The sequence below is a fragment of the Altericista sp. CCNU0014 genome, from assembly GCF_044923475.1.
Taxonomy (GTDB): Bacteria; Cyanobacteriota; Cyanobacteriia; order Thermosynechococcales; family Thermosynechococcaceae; genus JAAURS01.
On sequence record NZ_CP137338.1, the window covers coordinates 673,924 to 692,403 of the forward strand.

The 18,480-nt window shown below is 50.7% G+C and carries 24 protein-coding genes and 1 pseudogene; all 25 read right to left on the reverse strand.

Annotated elements, in window-relative coordinates:
- Window positions 1-20 precede the first annotated feature (20 nt).
- Window positions 21-1,442 carry a 2-succinylbenzoate--CoA ligase gene (locus tag R6H26_RS03360; RefSeq protein ID WP_404788311.1) on the reverse strand — a complete coding sequence of 474 codons (1,422 nt, stop codon included), beginning with the start codon at window positions 1,440-1,442 and terminating at the stop codon, window positions 21-23.
- A gap of 260 nt (window positions 1,443-1,702) precedes the next feature.
- Window positions 1,703-2,323 carry an FMN-dependent NADH-azoreductase gene (locus R6H26_RS03365; protein WP_404788313.1) on the reverse strand — a complete coding sequence of 207 codons (621 nt, stop codon included), beginning with the start codon at window positions 2,321-2,323 and terminating at the stop codon, window positions 1,703-1,705.
- Window positions 2,324-2,367: 44 nt separating this feature from the next.
- Window positions 2,368-2,724, reverse strand: coding sequence for a RidA family protein (locus R6H26_RS03370; RefSeq protein ID WP_404788315.1), 357 nt, complete (start codon window positions 2,722-2,724; stop codon window positions 2,368-2,370).
- Between the two features lie 149 nt (window positions 2,725-2,873).
- Window positions 2,874-3,386: an ester cyclase gene (locus R6H26_RS03375; RefSeq protein ID WP_404788317.1), complete on the reverse strand. Its 513-nt coding sequence runs from the start codon at window positions 3,384-3,386 to the stop codon at window positions 2,874-2,876.
- Between the two features lie 204 nt (window positions 3,387-3,590).
- Complete coding sequence (locus R6H26_RS03380) at window positions 3,591-3,974, reverse strand: nuclear transport factor 2 family protein (protein WP_404788319.1); 384 nt, start codon at window positions 3,972-3,974, stop codon at window positions 3,591-3,593.
- Between the two features lie 79 nt (window positions 3,975-4,053).
- Window positions 4,054-4,362: a putative quinol monooxygenase gene (locus R6H26_RS03385; protein ID WP_404788321.1), complete on the reverse strand. Its 309-nt coding sequence runs from the start codon at window positions 4,360-4,362 to the stop codon at window positions 4,054-4,056.
- Between the two features lie 105 nt (window positions 4,363-4,467).
- Window positions 4,468-5,223: an SDR family oxidoreductase gene (locus R6H26_RS03390; RefSeq protein ID WP_404788323.1), complete on the reverse strand. Its 756-nt coding sequence runs from the start codon at window positions 5,221-5,223 to the stop codon at window positions 4,468-4,470.
- A 137-nt stretch (window positions 5,224-5,360) separates the two neighbouring features.
- Window positions 5,361-6,329 carry an SDR family NAD(P)-dependent oxidoreductase gene (locus R6H26_RS03395; protein ID WP_404788325.1) on the reverse strand — a complete coding sequence of 323 codons (969 nt, stop codon included), beginning with the start codon at window positions 6,327-6,329 and terminating at the stop codon, window positions 5,361-5,363.
- 136 nt (window positions 6,330-6,465) lie between these two features.
- Window positions 6,466-7,257 carry a CPBP family intramembrane glutamic endopeptidase gene (locus R6H26_RS03400; protein WP_404788327.1) on the reverse strand — a complete coding sequence of 264 codons (792 nt, stop codon included), beginning with the start codon at window positions 7,255-7,257 and terminating at the stop codon, window positions 6,466-6,468.
- A 73-nt stretch (window positions 7,258-7,330) separates the two neighbouring features.
- Window positions 7,331-7,651, reverse strand: coding sequence for a hypothetical protein (locus R6H26_RS03405; protein ID WP_404788329.1), 321 nt, complete (start codon window positions 7,649-7,651; stop codon window positions 7,331-7,333).
- Window positions 7,652-7,777: 126 nt separating this feature from the next.
- Window positions 7,778-8,461: a type 1 glutamine amidotransferase domain-containing protein gene (locus tag R6H26_RS03410; RefSeq protein WP_404788331.1), complete on the reverse strand. Its 684-nt coding sequence runs from the start codon at window positions 8,459-8,461 to the stop codon at window positions 7,778-7,780.
- A 41-nt stretch (window positions 8,462-8,502) separates the two neighbouring features.
- Window positions 8,503-9,264 (reverse strand): SDR family oxidoreductase, encoded by a 762-nt coding sequence (locus R6H26_RS03415; RefSeq protein ID WP_404788333.1) that lies wholly within the window; start codon window positions 9,262-9,264, stop codon window positions 8,503-8,505.
- Window positions 9,265-9,415: 151 nt separating this feature from the next.
- Entirely contained in the window at window positions 9,416-9,808 is a 393-nt protein-coding gene (locus R6H26_RS03420) for a RidA family protein (RefSeq protein WP_404788335.1), read from the reverse strand.
- A complete protein-coding gene (locus R6H26_RS03425) occupies window positions 9,795-10,388 on the reverse strand; it encodes an SDR family NAD(P)-dependent oxidoreductase (RefSeq protein WP_404788337.1) in 594 nt (197 codons plus the stop codon). Before R6H26_RS03425 ends, R6H26_RS03420 begins: the two co-directional genes overlap by 14 nt.
- A 194-nt stretch (window positions 10,389-10,582) precedes the next feature.
- Window positions 10,583-11,542, reverse strand: coding sequence for a lysostaphin resistance A-like protein (locus R6H26_RS03430; protein WP_404788339.1), 960 nt, complete (start codon window positions 11,540-11,542; stop codon window positions 10,583-10,585).
- A gap of 314 nt (window positions 11,543-11,856) precedes the next feature.
- A complete protein-coding gene (locus R6H26_RS03435) occupies window positions 11,857-12,429 on the reverse strand; it encodes a TMEM175 family protein (RefSeq protein WP_404788341.1) in 573 nt (190 codons plus the stop codon).
- 156 nt (window positions 12,430-12,585) lie between these two features.
- Window positions 12,586-13,434 carry an alpha/beta fold hydrolase gene (locus tag R6H26_RS03440; protein WP_404788343.1) on the reverse strand — a complete coding sequence of 283 codons (849 nt, stop codon included), beginning with the start codon at window positions 13,432-13,434 and terminating at the stop codon, window positions 12,586-12,588.
- A 69-nt stretch (window positions 13,435-13,503) separates the two neighbouring features.
- Window positions 13,504-13,854 carry a hypothetical protein gene (locus R6H26_RS03445; protein WP_404788345.1) on the reverse strand — a complete coding sequence of 117 codons (351 nt, stop codon included), beginning with the start codon at window positions 13,852-13,854 and terminating at the stop codon, window positions 13,504-13,506.
- Window positions 13,855-13,883: 29 nt separating this feature from the next.
- Window positions 13,884-14,027, reverse strand: a complete 144-nt coding sequence (locus R6H26_RS03450) for a hypothetical protein (RefSeq protein ID WP_404788347.1) — start codon at window positions 14,025-14,027, stop codon at window positions 13,884-13,886.
- A gap of 83 nt (window positions 14,028-14,110) precedes the next feature.
- Window positions 14,111-14,266 carry an SDR family NAD(P)-dependent oxidoreductase gene (locus tag R6H26_RS03455; protein WP_404788349.1) on the reverse strand — a complete coding sequence of 52 codons (156 nt, stop codon included), beginning with the start codon at window positions 14,264-14,266 and terminating at the stop codon, window positions 14,111-14,113.
- A gap of 71 nt (window positions 14,267-14,337) precedes the next feature.
- Window positions 14,338-15,129, reverse strand: a complete 792-nt coding sequence (locus R6H26_RS03460) for a CPBP family intramembrane glutamic endopeptidase (RefSeq protein WP_404788351.1) — start codon at window positions 15,127-15,129, stop codon at window positions 14,338-14,340.
- Between the two features lie 200 nt (window positions 15,130-15,329).
- Window positions 15,330-15,983, reverse strand: a complete 654-nt coding sequence (locus R6H26_RS03465) for a GPP34 family phosphoprotein (protein ID WP_404788353.1) — start codon at window positions 15,981-15,983, stop codon at window positions 15,330-15,332.
- An 88-nt stretch (window positions 15,984-16,071) separates the two neighbouring features.
- Window positions 16,072-17,043, reverse strand: coding sequence for a lysostaphin resistance A-like protein (locus R6H26_RS03470; protein WP_404788354.1), 972 nt, complete (start codon window positions 17,041-17,043; stop codon window positions 16,072-16,074).
- A 30-nt stretch (window positions 17,044-17,073) separates the two neighbouring features.
- Window positions 17,074-17,148: pseudogene (locus tag R6H26_RS03475) on the reverse strand (AraC family transcriptional regulator); the annotation flags it as partial.
- 248 nt (window positions 17,149-17,396) lie between these two features.
- On the reverse strand, window positions 17,397-18,467 hold the full coding sequence (locus R6H26_RS03480) for an LLM class flavin-dependent oxidoreductase (protein WP_404788356.1): 1,071 nt from the start codon (window positions 18,465-18,467) through the stop codon (window positions 17,397-17,399).
- Window positions 18,468-18,480 lie beyond the last annotated feature (13 nt).

Here is an 18,480-nt window from a genome sequence, read left to right on the forward strand (position 1 = left end):
ACGCGGTTCGGTCCCGACAGTCAATCCCCTCGACTTTCGATAATCTCCAGCGGGGACGGCAAGCGCGTCCGATCGACTTTACCTTGCGCGTTCCGGGGGATCTCGTCCACCTGAAGCCAGTGTTTCGGATGTTTGTAGCGACTTAATTTCGATTCCAGTGCTGCTTTAAGCTGCTGGCTTGTTACTCCAGGGTGACGCGGCACGTACAGCGCGGCGACTACTTCGCCCCATTGCGCGTCAGGCAGTCCCATGACGCAAACATCGGAGATCGTCCCGGTCTCGTACAATGCGGCTTCTACTTCTTCCGGGAAAACGTTTTCGCCCCCTGAAATGATTTTGCGGCTGCTGCGGCCTGCAATATGGAGGTGGTTTTGCGCGTCGAAGTATCCCAGGTCGTCGGTTCTGAAGCTTGTTTCGGAAGAAGGGCGCGGGTAGTAGCCCCGAAACAGGGACTTCGCTCGAACGACAATCGTTCCGGTCTGGCGTGCGGCCAAAGGCTGTCCGGCTGAGTCGCAAATTTCAATGCGAGCGTGGGGTAAAACGGGGCCTGAATCGATCCGTCCCTGCAAAAACGCTTGGGGCTTGAGGGTGGCAATCTGAGATGCGGTTTCAGTCATGCCGTAGGTTGGTGCTAGGTTGAGTCGATGCTGTTTAGCTCGATCTAATAGCGCCGGCCAAGCTGGAGCGCCGCCCAGCAAAATGATGGGATGCTGAAGCCAAGGGAGGCGGTGGGGCTGTTGGAGGAGCCGCTGCAGCTGCGTGGGGACGAGCGAGAGAAAAAATGTCGCGCGCGTTTTGCTGGCTTCGCTCAAAAAGAAGTGCTGTTCTGGGTTCTCGGACTGACCGCTGAGGAGGTCGGCAAAGGGGATGACGCGCAACCGTCCGTGGGTGAGGAGCGATCGCAGAAACTGCATCAATCCGCTGACGTGATACAGCGGCAGCACGCAGCAGGAGTTGATGGCAGCCACTTCAAAATAGCTTTGGAATCCCCGGACTGAGGCCGATAGGGTCGTCCAGGTGTGAATGGCAAATTTAATTTGACCTGAAGTCCCGCCAGTGGGAATCATAATCCATCCCCGTTCTCGATCGTCGGCAGATTTTAATGCTTGCGGCTGGACTGGAATCGGCAGTGTTCCCCATACTTGATGCGGCTGCACCAAATGCAGCACCTGCTCCCACTCTTGGATGCTCCAGTTTGGGTTGCCCAAAAAGACAGGGCATTCGGCGATGCAGGCTGCCGCGAAACCTGCTAAAAACTCGATTGGGTCGGTCTGGGAAAGCAAGATGCGAGGGAATTGGGTTTGGGCCGCAAAGGGAGAGAGGCGATCGCTATAAAATCGCGTTTGCTGAATCCAACGCGCCCGATCCGCACCCAAAAGGTCGAAGTTTGAAGATTCTGCAAATGCTGCTCGTGCTGAATCGAAGGAAAAGCGATCGCTCATTGTTTCTCCTTTTCACGTCATCTCTACGACTTCACATCTCTGAAGTGTGCTTCAATCGCTATAACTTCTAAAGCTTTCCCTCAGCATCACTCTTGTTGTAACAATCTGAATTGTACTGAGTTCCAATGCTTAACTTCTTTCAAATTCTTATACCGTTTTATTAGATTCTTATCGTGTTAGCGAACCTGCTTCGAAGTGATTCTAGTAATGCGCTTAAACTGTTGCGTCAGATGACTTTGGCTAGTTAATGACTTGTAATGCTACCAGTCATTAACTAGCTTTTGAATTTTAGATTGTGCTTCGTCTAGTCCCCGTTTTCGTGCCTCGTCTCCCAGATCTAGACCATTGGCATGAATGAACTGAATATCAGTCACACCCATGTATTGAAAAGCATACCGGAGCGCAGGTTCCTGACTATCCCATCCTTTGTAAGGAGACCCTGCTTCAAACTCAACGCCTCGCGATGTGATGAACAACAGTTTTTTACCGTTCGCAAGTCCTTTGACTTGACCATTCTCCTCCATGAATGTGCGACCCACACGCACCACTTGATCGATGTAGGCTTTGAAATTGGACGGAATGCTGAAGTTGTACATGGGCACACTGAAAATACATCGATCGGCTGCCAAAAACTCATCCACTAACGCATCAGAAAACTTCAGCAGTTCAGCCATTTCCGAAGTCAGTGCTTCTGGCGCAGTAAAAGAAGCCGCAATCCAGTCTTCGGTGACGTGAGGAACTGGCGTTTGTCTTAAATCACGATAGGTGATCACGTCATCAGGATGTAAGTCTTGCCACGCCGCGATAAACTCCTTTGCCAACTTGCGAGATTTGGAGCGATCGCCCCGTGGACTTGAATCAATATGCAGAATACTTGCCATAGTTCCTCAACCAGAAATTTCAATTGCGATCTAGACAGTCGGTTTTAGCTCGTGATTGCCGTAACGCGGATCTCAATCCGCATCGTTGGAAGTGCAAGAGCTGCAACTCCTACCTCTGTCCAAATGGGGGCATGGTTGGGCATGTAATGACGAAATAGCTTGACCATCACCTCGTTAACCTCTGGGGGAAACCCTCCAACATGGTAAGAATTGACATGGATAACATCCTCCCAACTAGCGCCAGCAGTAGCCAAGGTTCGTTCTACGTTCCGAAACGCCTGAGCAATCTCGTCAGCAAGCGATTCGGGGAATTGCAGATCGTCGTCCCAGCCGCCTTGTCCTGATGTCTCCACTCGATCGCCAATTTTTACGGCTTGCGAGTAACAGAATCTATTCAGCATACGTTCCCCATAACCAGGGGTGATAAAAAACTCGGGTTTATTCATTGTGCTCCTTATTAGATGATTTAGTAGTAGGGCATCGCCCACCATTTTGTAAAACCCTTCACAGTAAGGTTTTGTGGGCAGTGCCCACCCTACTGGCTTTGAGTTCACTCGATCGCGCGATCGATCAGTGCGTTTGAGGGCAAGCTCGGATCGAGTGCCTTACGCACACTTTCAACACCTGCAACGGGTAACGTACCCAGATCGAGCAAGCCGAGTTGAACTAACACACTCGCCTGATCCCAGTAGAGGTGTTCATGGGCGACCTTGCCATCCCGAAATCGAATAATGGCAACCGTTGGGACTTCAACTCGTTTCCCGGTCGGAGCAACACCGGGTAGCATCCAGTCCATCCCAATCGTATGAGTGAACTTACCCACCATTTCATCGACCAGTTGATCCGTCCCGATCGTGCGCGAAATTGGAACTAGCTCGAAGTCTGGCGGGATTTGTGGAATGAAGTATTTGGAATAAAACTCACCCACTGCTGGTTTTCCGACTCCTCCGGTCATGACCGGAACGTGGTTCACGTAAGCATCTTCAACCATCGTCGCGAGAGCATCTTCAGTGCTGTGAGTGCCATACTCGGACTGTATATGTGCTTCCCAGACTGCTTGCAAAACCTCCTGGGCTGGTGTTAGGTTGGTGGTTGCCTTTCTATTTGCTTGTTCGTCTACAGTTTGTTTATTGACCGTGTTATATTCTCCTGGTTCTATTCATTTAGAGTGTATTCAGTTCCAATGCTTGATTTCTTTCAGATTCTTATGATTTGATGATGTCCCCCACTATACAAAATGGACTTCACACTACCAGCACTGGACTGTTCAGAACATCGTGTTATCGTTAGCCGACACTTGGATGGTCTGAAGCACATCCCAATGCTCGACTATCTTGCCTTTATCATCCAGGCGGAAGATGTCGATACCTGCCCAGTCGTTGTCGCCCGGCCATTGTTGATAGCAATGCAAGACTACATAATTGCCTTCAGCGAAGACGCGCTTAAACTGAACGCACTTGCCCGGATATTCTTTCGCCATCCTCTCAAAATATTCGATGAAAGCCTGCTTCCCGTCGGCTACTGCTGGGTTGTGCTGGATATACAGGTCGCCGACATATTTCTCGATGGCTTCTGCGGGCTGACACTGATTGAACATCAGGTCATAAAATGCCGTGACCGTCTGTTTGTTCTGCTCAAGTTTATCCATCATTCGTTCCACACCTCACATTACCCGAAACACCCAGCAGCTCAAATCAGCGGCGGCAAAGAAACTCGAACGCAGCACCCATTTAGATTGACGTGAGAACAAGAACTGCTCGCGGAGCTGCGTAGAATGGTTCGCTGCGTTCCAGGTACCGCTGGTAGAAGGGCAGTTGCAGGATCTCGTTCAGGTACTCGTTTCCGTTACGCCAGCGCTCGGACAGCACAAACATCCCAGGGCGATCGGCGACCTCACCGACCTCAAGTGAGAGGCACGCTTCCAAACAGCGGGCTTGAGGCAGGATCTCCCGGAGTTCCATTAAGAACTTCTCGCGGTACTCAGGCTGAATCGTGAGCGTGTTACTCATCATCAGTTCTTGGTCAGAGACTTGCGGCATTTTTTCCTGTGGTATGTGTGTTTCTCCTTCGACTCTGTTCGATGGGAAATTGATAGATAGACTTTTACACGCGATCGCGGAGTGCTTTTGAACTCGGAAGCGATCTTAGATTTGTGCCATACCACCATCGACGAATAGCTCGATGCCGTTGACAAAGCTGCTGTCATCGAAAGCCAGAAAGACAACGGCTTTGGCGATCTCATCAGGCGTGCCGACTCGTCCCAATGGGATATCTTTAGCTTGGTTCTCCATCAATTCTTTCAGTTGCTCTTCACTGAGTCTAAAGAGAGGATTGTAACCGGGAGTCGGAACGGTACCAGGGCTGACCGCATTCACTCGAATCTGGCGGTCTTTGAGGTCGAGTGTCCAGTTGCGGGCAAACGATCGCACGGCAGCTTTAGTCGCGCTATACACGCTGAAGGCTGGGGTGCCCAGGATGGAAGTCGTTGAGGCATTCAGAATGATGGAAGCTCCCTCTGGTATCAGCGGCAGCGCCTTCTGCACGGTGAACAGTAGACCCTTGACATTGATGTTGAATGTTTTGTCAAAGTGTTCTTCGGAGATCGATCCGAGCGGGACGAATTCTCCAACGCCAGCATTGGCGAAGATGACATCCAGGCGACCTTGCTCTCGCTCGATCGTGGCGTAAAGCCGATCGAGGTCTGCCAGATTTGAGACATCGCCCTGAATGCCCATCACATTTTTACCAATCTCGTCTACAGCCGCATCAAGTTCGGTCTGACGACGACCCGTGATAAAGACATAGGCACCTTCGGCAACGAATTGCTTGGCAGTGGAAAGCCCAATACCGCTGGTACCACCCGTAACGAGAGCGACTTTGCCTGAAAGTTTTTGTGACATTGTGTTTTCCTAGTTGAGTTTACGAGAAACGTAAGGGATGGCGATCGACTCTTATACGTCAATCGGGCATTCTTGTGAGCGTTCATCCAAGTCCGAAAGTGGAATGGATGATTGCGTTTAGATGTGCGCGATAACCTTCAAGACGCAGCGCCGATCAGTTCCTCACTTTTTGCCCAAAGCTGCTTAGCTTTGTTGGCATCGAGCGCATACGATCTGACACCATCGGCAAACGGGTTGGGCGTGTCATCGATCGGCGAGATCGCACAATCTTCGAGATAGTGTCCACCGATCTTGTCTTTGTCAGCCACGACTGCTGCCCAGACCGATGTCGCGGCTGCCTGCGGAATTTCTTTCAACGCTTTCGGCGGCAGACCCGCTTCGGCGCGTGCTGCGTCAACAGTCTTCAAAAGTCCCTGCAAGTCCTCCGGCGAGAAATGGCGGGGTAGATCCGTCAGACTGTTTCCGGGCATCACCGAAGCAGCCCGAATGCCGCGATCGCGATGCCGCCTGTCAAACTCCACAGCGAACAGTGAATTGGCGGTTTTCGATCGGCTATAAGCGACCCACGGATCGTAGTCCTGCCGATCGAAATTCGGATCGTCCAAGTCGATGTCGGCACCGCGATGCGAGAGCGACGACAGGACTACCAGCCGTCCATTATCGGCGAGCAGCGGCTCGATCCGATCGAGCAGGGCGAAATGACCCAGATGGTTCGTCCCGAACTGGACTTCAAAGCCGTCGATCGTCCGACCGAACGGAGTTGCCATAACGCCAGCGTTAGCGATGATGGCATCGAACGGTTGACCGTCAGCCAACAGTTTATCCGCGCAGGCACGAACGCTTTGCAAGGATGCCAGATCGAGCTCGATCGACTCCAGGCTGCCACCGCCTTGCGATGCGGCATCACGAACCGATGCAGTGGCTGGCTCAGCTTTAGCGAGGTTCCTAACCGCGCCGACGACGCTAGCGCCGTGAGAAACCAGTGAGCGGGCGGTTTCGAGTCCAATGCCCGATGATATACCCGTAATGAGAAATCGCTTGCCCTTGAGATCGATGCCCGCAAGTACCTCGTCGGCGGTCGATTTTGCCCCAAATTTTTCAGCCATTTCTTTTCCTTTCGTTATAACTGAGGGTGTTAAAAATAGGACTGCATTTGCAACTTCAAGCGGTGTTCCAATTCGTCCGATCGGGTGAAGTCCTGTTATGTAAGCTTTGGCTTTATCCTGCCCACCTGTACCTGCTTTAGGCAAATCTTGCTAGCAAAAGGCTAAGAGCAAAGGAAAAGGCATGAAAGCTGACATGGGATAACATCGCAGCCTCAAGCGAGTATTGCCAAAAGAGCCAACCAAAAGCAATGCCAGCAATCCCATTGAGTAATATCGCTCGGATAATCACAATTGGAGTGAGTGAAACGATCGCGGCAGTTGCGGGCAGGTGTAAAAGTCCAAATACCAGCGCTGCTAGCGCGATCGCACCCTGATAAATCCCTTGACTTGGCAACGTAATGCCTTGTTTTAACCCCTTCCACGCGATCCAAACAAGCAGCGACATTAAGCCCCAGCGCATCAGAATTTCCTCGGTGATGCCGCCATAAAGCATTGCTGTAAGCGAACTCAGCCAATTCGGTTCTGTGCGATTGGATGCCTGTAGCGCTTCAGGTAGAGCAGGTTTCATGAACCGATCGAGCAACAGGAGAACGATCGTCGTCGCTGCACCTACTCGCAAGCTCCATTTCATCTCAATGACAGAATATGGAATCTTAGGGGTATGAAGTACCCAGTAGTCAATCAAATGTGAGTGTAATCCAACGCGGTAGGCACAGCCAATTCCGATCGAAATGCTGATTGCTAGTAGAACTGTAAGCTGTAGTGCTTGCAGCAGCATTAAAACCCACAGTGGTGGAACGTTTACCAGTAGTTCTGGAGACAGTTTCGCCAACTTTTGCTCAACAAATGAAACTGACGTAATCGTAGACATCGCAATTCCCGCAATGCCCAACACAAATAGAATCCCAAATTGTTTCAATACTGCCATTGATTCAATCTCCAGAGATATCAGAATACTGGGTAGACATTTAGGTGTTGGCAACTCATCGTTTGAAACGGCTCTATCCTAAAATTCGGGTTCGATAGCCGCGCCGCTCCAGTCGGTTGGCAGCACGTCGGGCATCGCGACGATTGTAGTGGACACTCTGAAAAATCCATCGCCGATCGTCACGGCTGCGGTAATAAACTACAAATGGCCGATCGCGATATCGATCGCGATATCGATCGTCACGATCGCGATCGCGATCGTACTGAGCGATTGACATATTCGGCTCTCGATTGAGGTTCTGTCCGATTTTTTTTGAATCTAGTGCCTGTGCCATAAAGGGCATAGTTACTACGAATCCCGTACTCACGAGTGCCAGCAAAATTATCTTTTTCATGAGATTATCTCCAAAGTGTAAAATTTAGCTCGATCGATTGAATTTAGAATTTGATTAATCGATACCTTCAGGATTATCAATCTGAGAGAACCTCCCAGAGTGCGGACAACGTGCCTCCCGCACAGCTCAAGCAGAGCGAAGCAACTTCAGTAACTCTTCCGCTGCGGGTCCCGAAGAGGCAGGATTCTGTCCGGTCACGAGCTTCCCGTCTACTTGGACATAGGGAATCCAGTTGGCGGTTTTGCTGTAGAGGCTACCTCGTTCCTTTAGTCGGTCTTCCAACAAGAAAGGCACGATCGCGCTCAAGCCCACCGCTTCTTCTTCTGCATTCGTGAACCCAGTCACGCGCTTGCCTTCGATCAGATACTCGCCATCCTTCCCGCGCACATTGACCAACGCGACTGGCGCGTGACACACTGCACCAACTGGCTTGTCGGACTTCACGAAGGCTTCGATCAGGGCGATCGATGTCGCGTTGTCGGGCATATCCCACATCGGACCATGTCCACCGGGGTAGAAGACTGCATCGAAATCGTCTGCGGACACGTCGGCTAGCTTTTTCGTGTGGGTAAGTTCAGCCTGCGCTGCGGGGTCTGTGCGGAAACGCTGCGTCAATTCGGTCTGGTTTTCGGGTAGATCGCTTTTCGGATCGAGCGGCGGCAGACCGCCCTTCGGGGAGGCTAACGCGATCGCTGCTCCCGCATCCTTCAGCACGTAATAGGGAGCCGCAAACTCTTCCAGCCAGAAACCCGTTTTCTTTCCGGTATCGCCAAGTTGGTCATGAGACGTGAGAACAATGAGAATCTTCATCGCAAACCTCCTTTTTAAGAACTCAAACACCTGCCGATCGACTACTGCACTACATACCCACCATCGACCATCAATGTTGCACCTGTTGTGAACGATGCCAGGTCAGATGATAAAAACAGGACTGCATTGGCAACTTCAAGTGGTGTTCCAATTCGTCCGATCGGGTGAAGTCCTGCCATGTAAGCTTTGGTTTCATCCTGCCCACCTGTCGCTGCTTCAAACATCTCTGTTTCGATTACTGCTGGTGCAACGACATTGATGCGAATCCCCGCTTTGGCATATTGGAGTGCAGCAGCTTTTGTTAAGCCTATTACTGCACTTTTACTCGCGGTGTAGAGGGGGAAGGTAGGAACTGCAACGACTCCATTCGCAGATGCCGTATTGACAATCGAACCACTTCCCTGTTTCAACATCTGAGCGATTTCATATTTCATCGACAACCAAATGCCTTTGATATTGACATTCATCGTGCGATCGTATTCCGCTTCTGTTTGCTCAATTAACGAGGAATTTTCGCCGATAGTTCCTGCATTGTTAGAAGCAATATCTAACCGACCAAAAACGCCAACCGCTTTATCAACCATTGCTTTCACATCGGCTTCTTGCGTGACATCTGCTTGCACAAAAATCGCCTCTCCGCCAGCGTTCTGAATCAATCGAACCGTTTCTTTACCTTCATCCATTCGACGACCCACCACCACCACCTTGGCTTGTTGTTGGGCATAAGCGATCGCCGTTGCACGACCAATTCCTGAAGTTCCGCCAGTGACAAGCGCAACTTTACCTGAGAGTTGTTGTGACATAGTGTTTTACTGGGTATGTGACTACTAATGCGATCGTCAAATCGGCAATTTACTTGCCAATAAGCCCGCGAATCGCTTCGCCTTGATGACAAATGTCGGGCCGGTCGAGTGCAGTGTCGGGTTATCCCGCCGCCCGCTCCGCCTGATGCATTCAGCCTGGAATACGGGCGATAACCTTGATCTCGAAGTCGAACCCCCCGAGCCAGTTGACGCCGATCGCCGTCCAATTTGGATAAGGCGCTTCCGGGAAAACTTCGCTTTTAACGGTCATGACCGTGCCGAACTGATTCTCGGGATCGGTATGAAAGGTCGTCACGTCGACGATATCGTCAAGCCCGCATCCACCCGCTTGCAGGGTCGCCTCGAGATTGGAGAATGCCAGGCGGACCTGAGCCTCAAAGTCCGGCTCGGGCGAGCCATCGCTGCGACTGCCGACCTGACCGGACACGAACAGGAGGTCACCTGATCTGATCGCTGCGGAATAGGTCTGTGACGTGTAGAGGTCATGCCGACCGGCGGGGAAAACGGCGTCACGCTGGGTCATATGGAATGCTCCTGTTGTGGGTTGCTGGAAAGCGGTGTTCGGTTTTTGCATTCTTTACAGTTTCTTCACCTTCATCAATTCGACGACCCACCACCACCTTTGCTTGTTGTTGAGCATAAGCGATCGCGGTAGCTCTGCCAATTCCTGAAGTTCCATCAGTGACTAACGCCACTTTATCCTGAAGTATTATTCTATTTCTCCTAAAATCTAAGTCCGGTTGTTCTCTCTTGAAATCGGTTTTGATGACGAAAGCCTTTAATTCGGCAATCTTACCGCTGCGAAAGCGCCAGACATCGCAGTATGAGTAATGAGCCGCCTTTCCATCTTCGTCCTTCATTGTGATGTCGCCGAGTGCTGTGATGAAATCACCCTCAGCGATTAAGTTAGTAACCATAAACTTTGGTGGCTCTACGTATGCCGTTGCCATCCATTGGCGAACGGCTTCCTTTCCTTTAAGGGTCTTTTCACCTACAAATGTCCATTCCATGTCGTCGGCGCAGAACGACAAGAATCTTTCATTTTTACCTTCAGCGATCGCCGCGTTTGCCTCTAACAAAATGGTTTTATTTCTGTCTGACATCTGAATCTCTCCATAGGTTTTAGCTAATGATTGCAGTAACGCGGATCTCAATCCGCATCGTTGGAAGTGCAAGAGCTGCAACTCCTACCTCTGTCCAAATTGGGGCATGGTTGAGCATGTAATGACGAAATGTTCAGTACGTTTGACGGTGGTTTTATGAACTGACGAGATCGCCGATGACTATTCCGATCGCTCTAGGAAACAGGTTCGGATGCCTTATCGCGTTTGAACACCCGGAAAACAATCACCAGGAAGATGGGAATCAGCACGATAGAAATGATGTCGTAGAATCTCGCATGGTACTCGCTGATGCTGAACAGGGCTGGCGCGGCAAAGAAGCTGCCAGACCAGTTGAACAAGAGAAAGTACGCGATGTTGTTGGCAAAGTGTGCGCCGATCGCAACCTCGGTGGTGCCGTCGATCGATGAAACGATCGCAAACAGCAGACCCGTGCCGACGAAGAGTCCGAGGAACATCCCGATCCAGCCACCCTCCTGTGACTCTGGGTTGGTGGCGTGCGGCAGGGTGAAGATCGCGGCTGAGACGATCGCCAGAAACACGCGGTTAGACCAGATCAGGCTCGCGCCCTGCACGATGTAGCCGCGAAAGAAAAGCTCTTCGGTGGTCGTCTGGATTGCGGTGAAAATCAGTGCGATCGGCACGAAGAGCGCGAACGTCTTGAGGTCGGAGTTGAAGGAGAAGCTATCGGGATAGAGGAAGTACTGCCCCAACCCGCCGAGCAGAACCCAGGGCACGAAACCAGCCACGAAGCCGTGACCGACGCGCCGCCAACTGATCTGCTCCCGCGCCGTGACAAGCGTTCGGGGATGACGCTGGTGGATGAGGGTGACGGCAATGACAATTCCCGCGAAGAACACCGGAAAACCCGCCATAGCCACGACAAAGCCCCCCACGGGACCGAAGGCAGCGTAATCCAGCCGACCGAGCGCTGCGGCACCCTCTTTGCCACCGAGCGCCAGCGCGACGAGCGCACTGGCGACGTTGGCGGCGATCATCCAGGAGAAGAGGATGATCGTCAGCCCCAGCAGATACCGCCACCACCGATACTTCCCCCACCCGGCAGCCTCCACGTAAGTCGCGTCTTTCACATCCGTTCCGATTCCCTGCTTTCTTTTGATTGCTTTGATTCTCATCTTTGTCTCCTTTACTGTTGCCTCTTATGCAAAACTCACGAAATAATTGCATTTCAATCCGCATCGTTGGAGGTTCAAGAGCTGCAACTCCTACCTCTGTCCAAATGGGGGCATGGTTGGGCATGTATAGACCAGCTACTAAGGCTGCGGGGAAAATGTTGTTGATCCCAGAAATTGCGATTGTGAATGAGATAGAGTGCTGTGGTAGTTATTGATTCCTTCTGAGATGAGCGAATTCAGTGAGTCTATGCGATTGAACCTCATTGTAAATCTTGCAGGTTATTAGCATAGATGGCGGTCTGACGATACTTTTATCAACGCATTGCTTTCTCAATCCGGCGATCTGGAACCAACCACATCATTGCTACTAATACATAGAGACTAAAAGCCAACCATGAATTAGCAAAGGCAAGGAGAATCGATACGGCATAGATCGCCACTGATACCTTGCCCTTAAAATCTCTCCCGATGGCAGTCGCGATCGCCGAGCCTTGACCGTGGTGAACAATCAGAGCCATAGTCAGAATTAAATAAGCAATTGCGCTGAACAACAGCACACCACCATAAAAGGCAACAGGTAAAGCGGTGAAGTAATTTTCGCCCATCCAAGCGGTGACAAAGGGAATAAGCGATAGCCAGAATAACAAATGCAAATTAACCCATAAAACTCGACCGCTGACATATTGCACTACCTGAAATAAGTGGTGGTGGTTATTCCAATAAATTCCCAAATTGATAAAGCTAAGGATGTAGCTTAGAAACAAGGGATTTAGCGGACGTAATGCAGCTAAATCATCTCCGTGAGGCACCTTCAATTCCAGTACCATAATCGTGATGATGATGGCGATGACACCATCACTGAATGCTATCAATCTTCCTTTTTCCATATCAACACGCCCCTGTTAAAAACATGGATTTAACAATCTACAATTCTTAGAATCTGGTAGCACAGCGCAACACATCGCTTCCGATCGCACGAGTTTGGCACTCAACACATCAGAGTCAGCATAAGAAACAATTTGTCTACTCTCTCGATCTGTCGATCAATGAGATGAATTCACGCGCTGAAGAAAGTCCAGTAACACGGGATTGACCCGATCGGCGTGAGTCCAGTTGATAGCGTGCGGTCCACCAGGAATGACAACCAGTTGACTGTTCTTAATCAGCTTCGGGAGTCTTGCTGCGGTAGACTCAAGCGGCAAAATGCGATCGGCATCACCATGAATAATCAGAGTTGGAACATCAATGCGGGGCAGATCGTCGCGAAAATCGGTGAGCCAGGACGGTACACAATCTAGAGTCCCTTTCGCAGAAGCTCCTGCTGCCACATTCCAACTTGCCTGAATTGCTTCATTGCTGATGCGATCGCCCAACAACACATCCATATTGAAGAACGCTTTGAAAAATTCAGAAAAGTAAGCTGGACGATCTTCAACGATCGCTTTCATAATGCCATCGAAAACGCTTCGATCGACACCTTCAGGATTATCAGCGGTCTTCAGTAGAAACGGAGGGACGGGAGCCATCAGCACGGCTTTCTGCACGCGCTCTGAGCCATATTTGCCAAGATAGCGCGTGACTTCACCCGTCCCCATTGAGAAGCCGACTAACACAGCGTCATGTAAGTCAAGCTTGGTCATCAGCCCGTTCAAATCGGCGGCGAAGGTATCGTAGTCATAACCAAACGAGGGTTGGCTAGAGTTGCCAAATCCTCGGCGATCGTAGGTAATGACTCGATATCCTGCATTCAGTAAAACTAAAACCTGCTTCTCCCAGGAATGTCCGTTCAATGGAAATCCATGAATCAGTACAATCGGTTGACCTGCCCCAAGATCTTCGTAGTAGAGATCGATGGTTGCAGAGTTTTCTTGACCAACGGTAATGTAAGGCATGAGAGGTTTCTCCGTTTTAAATTGATGATGTGTTTTTGTCTGTTGCATCACAATTGTTATGCAGCAAAATCACCGCGCACCCCAGCTGATGCGACGAAACCAGGCCCCACTTGCTGCTCCTGCTAAAGCGATTGTGGAGTAAGCCGCTAAAATAGCGACTCCAACAGGAATTAACGGACCGCCGGGCAGAAAACAAAGCATATACGTCAGTTGACCAAGAATAATACCGGCATAGTGCGACCAAACATGTTTAGGCCGAGCAAGGCCAACGATAAGGCCAACAATAAGAAGTGCTGCGGAATAATAAAAACCTTTCGCATCCCACGGTTCGACCTGACCGGATAAAAATGGTGACAAGGCCCAGACCATTGCACCGCCCACAAACGAGAACAAAAAATTTATCGCTAACTCTCTTTTCATTCTTCATCCTCGCTACATAACGACCAAGCTCACCGGACGCAGATAGGGTTGTCGAAATTCAGGGAAATGTATGTTGCGTCCTCCGCAACGAGCTGTCGGGCGGCCGCCTCGACCTTTTCGATTGCCGTATTCGCCAGAAACTCTTTGATCGCTTCGGTCGGTTGGGTACTCATGGTAACGATTCCTTTCTTTAGTTTTGTGGTGGTGAGGAGAAGACACTTTGGACATCATCATCAACTCCTAAGTTCTCTTTGTCTTAGTTCACTTGAGTGTAGTCAGTTCCAACACTCAACTTCTTGCAGATTCCTATGGATACTACCTTGGCTTGTTGTTGAGCATAAGCGATCGCCGTTGCACGACCAATTCCTGAAGTTCCGCCAGTGACAAGCGCCACTTTATCCTGAAGTATCATTCTATTTCTCCTAAAATCCAAGTTCGGTTGTTCTCTCTTGAAATAATCGCGAAATCGCTTTAGAAAAAAGCTTAGACAAACCTTGATAGTAAAAGGCTAAGAGCAAAGGAAAAGGCATGAAAGCTGGCATGGGATAACATCGCAGCCTCAAGCGAGTATTGCCAAAAGAGCCAACCAAAAGCAATGCCAGCAATCCCATTGAGCAATATCGCTCGGATAATCACAAGCGGAGTGAGTGGAACGATCGCGGCAGTCGCAGGCAGGTGTAAAAGTCCAAATACCAGCGCTGCCAGCACGATCGCACCTTGATATATTCCCTGGTTTGGCAACGTAGTACCTTGTTTTAAGACTTTCCACGCGATCCAAACAAGCAGCGACATTAAGCCCCAGCGCATCAGAATTTCCTCAGTGATGCCGCCATAAAGCATTGCTGTAAGTGAACTCAGCCAATCCGGTTCTGTGTTGTTGGATGCCTGTAGCGCTTCAGGTAGAGCAGGTTTCATGAACCGATCGAGCAACAGGAGAACGATCGTCGTCGCCGAACCCATACCCAAGCTCCATTTCATCTCAATGATAGAAAATGGAACCTTAGGGGTATGAAGTACCCAGTAGTCAATCAAATGCGAGCGTAATCCAACGCGATAGGCACAGCCAATTCCGATCGAAATGCTGATTGCTAGTAGAACTGTAAGCTGTAATGCTTGTAGCAGCATTAAAACCCACAGCGGCGGAACGTTTGCCAGCATTTCTGGAGACAGTTTCGCTAACTGTTGCTCAACGAATGGAATCGACGTGATCGTAGACATCGCAATTCCCGCAATGCCCAACACAAATAGAATCCCAAATTGTTTCAAAACCGTCATTGATTCAATCTCCAGAGATATCAGAATACTGGGTTAGACACAATGCCAAGATAGAGAATGATAACTGGTGACTAACGCCACTTTATCCTGAAGTATCGTTGTGCTTCTCCTAGCATTAATTTCGTTGCATTGATCTGAAGTGTACTGAGTTCCACTGCTTGATTTCTTCCAGATTCTTATGGTGAAGAGCGAGTTCGTTTTCATCCGCCATTGATTGCGCCCAGAGTCGTGGCTGCTTGAACCGTGAAAATTGCCTTTGAAACTGCTTTGCCGACCAACTCTTCTCTTGCGATCGCCTTAATTCGCGATCGCACTTCAGGACGTTCTTCAGGTCCAAACGCCGCATCGATCAGATGAGAGGCTTGCATCAAACTAATCAATGCTGCCATACGAGAATCCAGCCCAATGCCTTCTAACACGGCTGCACGAACTTGCTGGACAATCTCGCGCTGAATGGATTCATCTCTTAGAAAATATCGCTGCGTTGGAAATAGACCAAGAATGCGTTGCTCTTGTCGTTCTAAAACACTTAAATCGACTAGGTTCTGCAACACAATCGTTTGAAATCTTCGGTATCTTCGTCTCCAATGAGTCACCCAGAATCTTGCAGTTCGAGGACGAGACGATGCGAGAACCTCGTTGAGGCGTTGATCTAAGAATTCATCGCCTGTGCTGCCTGCGATCGCACCAATCGCACGATTGTCGTTGTCGATTTCAAGTTTGCCTTGCAGTACTAACTCTAGTAACAAAGAACCGACCAAGCCATAGTCGAGCGCAGAGTAGAAAGAGAAGCGAGTTTTCCCAGTTTCGGGATTGAGTGCAAGAAGGATTAAGTCCTGTGAAAGATATTGCATGATGAATTCCTGATTGAGGTATTATGCTGCGGTTCCTTCAGAGTTGCGCCTCGGCGCTAATCGCAAGTTTGGTGCTCAACTGACGAGATCACCGATCGCTTTGGGAAACGGGTGCGAATGCCTTATCGCGTTTGAACACCTTGTAGGCGATCGCCAGAAACACGGGTACTGCAACCAGCATTGATAGCGCCGCGTAGGTCGCATGGAATTTGCTGATTGTGAACAGAGCTGGTGCGTTCACGGCGCTTCCGACTACGTTGAACAGGAGTACGCCGCCGATGTTGTTCGCGAAGTGCGCGCCGATGGCGAGTTCGGTGGTTCCGTCAATCAACGAGACGGCGGTCCACAGCAGACCCGGAACGAGGAAGTAGTTGAAGAAGACCGTGAGCCAACCGCCCGCGCTTGCCTCCGGGTTGAGCAGGTGCGCCAGGGCGAAGATCGTGGCTGGCACCAGCGCCAGAAAGACGCGGTTCGTCCAAACAAGGCTTGCGCCCTGCACAATGTAGCCGCGAAAGAAAAGTTCCTCCGTGGTGGTTTGGATCGCAGTGAAGACTATCGCCAGCGGCACGAAGAGCGCGAACGTTGCGAGGTCGAAGTTAAAGGAGAAGGTGTCAGGATAGAAGAGGTACTGTCCCAGCCCAGCGACCAGGCAGAATGGCACAAACCACGCCACAAACCCATGACCGACACGCCGCCAACTGATTCGCTCCCGCGCCGTGATCAGCGTTCGCGGGTGGCGACGATGGACGAGGGTGACGGCAAGCAGGATTCCCGCGAGGAAGAACGGAAAAATTGCCCTGACCGCAACGAAGCTTCCCACGGGACCGAACGCGGCGTAATCCAGCCGACTGAATGCCGCAAGCGCCTCCTGACCGCCGAGCAGGAACGCAATGCGGGGGGTGGCGATGCCGCCGACCACTAGCCCCACAAAGAAGATGACTACTAATCCCAGAAGATACCGCCACCACCGATACTTACCCCATCCGGCAGCGTCCACGTAAGTCGCGTCTTTCCCTTCCGTTCCGCTTCTCTGATGTCCTTTGATTGCTTTAAACTTCATCTTTGTCTCCTTGACTTATGCGCGATCGAGTTAGCGAACCTGTTTTGGGGTCATTCCAGTCAGGCGCTTAAACTGTTGTGTTAAGTGGCTTTGCTGGGAGAAACCTGCTGCTGCTGCTGAGCCTTACCGGATTCGATTGGCGTGATGTTCCTAACGCTGAGCTAAATGGCGATCGCCGTAGTGATGCCTATGCTGAAAAGCTGCGTCAGTCTGTCGAAGTCATACAGGAATACAACGCAGGCCGTGAGCTGGTAAAGCAGTGCTGCATAAACACGTCTGTTCTAATGTCGCTAGCAGGCGTATGGAGCTAGTGTTACCCTGTCGGAACTTGAGTTGAACCATGCCCGCATATTTTAATCGTTCAAGAGTGGCGACATTTGCATTCCAATCAGTTCAATAGAGCGCATCAGTTGGGCGTGATTCATCTGCGCGTTGTCCATTTGAAAAGTTACTCTCGAAATGCCGCCGAGCGATTCGCTGTGACAGCGGATTTTCTCCGCCACTTCTTCGGGACTGCCGACTAGTAACGCGCCGGTCGCGCCGCGCTGCGCGTCAAAAGCGGCGCGTGTAACGGGCGGCCAGCCTCTCTCTCTGCCAATTTTAGTGAAGGTTTCGGCGTAGCCCGGAAAAAATTCTTCAACGGCTTGTTCGGTTGTGTCGGCGACATAACCGATTGAATGCAATGAAACTTTCAATGTTTCGGGCGCGTACCCGGCGCGCGCTCCGGCATCGCGGTATAAATCTACAAGCGAGCGAAAGCGATGCGTTTCGCCGCCGATAATGGCAACCACGAGCGGCAGTCCAAGCATTCCGGCGCGGAGGAAAGATTGCGGCGTACCGCCGACCCCGATCCAGATGGGAAATGGCTTTTGCAGCGGACGCGGATAAATCGCTTGGTTTTCCAGCGCGGGGCGAAATTTGCCCGACCAATTGATCGTTTCATTGTCTCGAATTTTGAGCAAGAGTTCGAGCTTTTCAGCGAAAATCTCGTCGTAATCGCCGAGACTAAATCCGAATAGCGGAAAGGCTTCGGTGAACGAGCCGCGCCCGACAACCATTTCGGCACGACCTTTTGAAATCAAATCGAGCGTGGCGAATTGTTGAAACACGCGCACCGGGTCAGCCGCGCTCAGCACCGTAACCGCGCTGGTTAGACGGATGCGTTCGGTGCGTGCGGCGGCAGCGGCGAGAATAACCGCGTTTGCCGAATCTAAAAATTCATGCCGATGATGCTCGCCGATACCGAAGATATCCAAGCCGGAACGATCCGCTTGCTCTATTCTCTCCAGCAATTGGGCGACAGACTGCGTAGCATCCGCCGTTTCACCGTTTTCACTCGTTCCAACCGAGGCAAAACTGTCAATTCCAACTTCCATATCATTTTCCAAGCGTTTTGCGAATGAAATAGACTTAATCCAAAACATCGCTGTTGAATCA

Coding starts and splice junctions, on each gene's coding strand:
- R6H26_RS03360 (WP_404788311.1), bottom strand. CDS start 1,442: ATGAGCGATCGCTTTTCCTTCGATTCAGCACGAGCAGCATTTGCAGAA.
- R6H26_RS03365 (WP_404788313.1), bottom strand. CDS start 2,323: ATGGCAAGTATTCTGCATATTGATTCAAGTCCACGGGGCGATCGCTCC.
- R6H26_RS03370 (WP_404788315.1), bottom strand. CDS start 2,724: ATGCTGAATAGATTCTGTTACTCGCAAGCCGTAAAAATTGGCGATCGA.
- R6H26_RS03380 (WP_404788319.1), bottom strand. CDS start 3,974: ATGATGGATAAACTTGAGCAGAACAAACAGACGGTCACGGCATTTTAT.
- R6H26_RS03385 (WP_404788321.1), bottom strand. CDS start 4,362: ATGCCGCAAGTCTCTGACCAAGAACTGATGATGAGTAACACGCTCACG.
- R6H26_RS03390 (WP_404788323.1), bottom strand. CDS start 5,223: ATGTCACAAAAACTTTCAGGCAAAGTCGCTCTCGTTACGGGTGGTACC.
- R6H26_RS03395 (WP_404788325.1), bottom strand. CDS start 6,329: ATGGCTGAAAAATTTGGGGCAAAATCGACCGCCGACGAGGTACTTGCG.
- R6H26_RS03400 (WP_404788327.1), bottom strand. CDS start 7,257: ATGGCAGTATTGAAACAATTTGGGATTCTATTTGTGTTGGGCATTGCG.
- R6H26_RS03405 (WP_404788329.1), bottom strand. CDS start 7,651: ATGAAAAAGATAATTTTGCTGGCACTCGTGAGTACGGGATTCGTAGTA.
- R6H26_RS03410 (WP_404788331.1), bottom strand. CDS start 8,461: ATGAAGATTCTCATTGTTCTCACGTCTCATGACCAACTTGGCGATACC.
- R6H26_RS03415 (WP_404788333.1), bottom strand. CDS start 9,264: ATGTCACAACAACTCTCAGGTAAAGTTGCGCTTGTCACTGGCGGAACT.
- R6H26_RS03420 (WP_404788335.1), bottom strand. CDS start 9,808: ATGACCCAGCGTGACGCCGTTTTCCCCGCCGGTCGGCATGACCTCTAC.
- R6H26_RS03425 (WP_404788337.1), bottom strand. CDS start 10,388: ATGTCAGACAGAAATAAAACCATTTTGTTAGAGGCAAACGCGGCGATC.
- R6H26_RS03430 (WP_404788339.1), bottom strand. CDS start 11,542: ATGAGAATCAAAGCAATCAAAAGAAAGCAGGGAATCGGAACGGATGTG.
- R6H26_RS03435 (WP_404788341.1), bottom strand. CDS start 12,429: ATGGAAAAAGGAAGATTGATAGCATTCAGTGATGGTGTCATCGCCATC.
- R6H26_RS03440 (WP_404788343.1), bottom strand. CDS start 13,434: ATGCCTTACATTACCGTTGGTCAAGAAAACTCTGCAACCATCGATCTC.
- R6H26_RS03445 (WP_404788345.1), bottom strand. CDS start 13,854: ATGAAAAGAGAGTTAGCGATAAATTTTTTGTTCTCGTTTGTGGGCGGT.
- R6H26_RS03450 (WP_404788347.1), bottom strand. CDS start 14,027: ATGAGTACCCAACCGACCGAAGCGATCAAAGAGTTTCTGGCGAATACG.
- R6H26_RS03455 (WP_404788349.1), bottom strand. CDS start 14,266: ATGATACTTCAGGATAAAGTGGCGCTTGTCACTGGCGGAACTTCAGGA.
- R6H26_RS03460 (WP_404788351.1), bottom strand. CDS start 15,129: ATGACGGTTTTGAAACAATTTGGGATTCTATTTGTGTTGGGCATTGCG.
- R6H26_RS03465 (WP_404788353.1), bottom strand. CDS start 15,983: ATGCAATATCTTTCACAGGACTTAATCCTTCTTGCACTCAATCCCGAA.
- R6H26_RS03470 (WP_404788354.1), bottom strand. CDS start 17,043: ATGAAGTTTAAAGCAATCAAAGGACATCAGAGAAGCGGAACGGAAGGG.
- R6H26_RS03480 (WP_404788356.1), bottom strand. CDS start 18,467: ATGTTTTGGATTAAGTCTATTTCATTCGCAAAACGCTTGGAAAATGAT.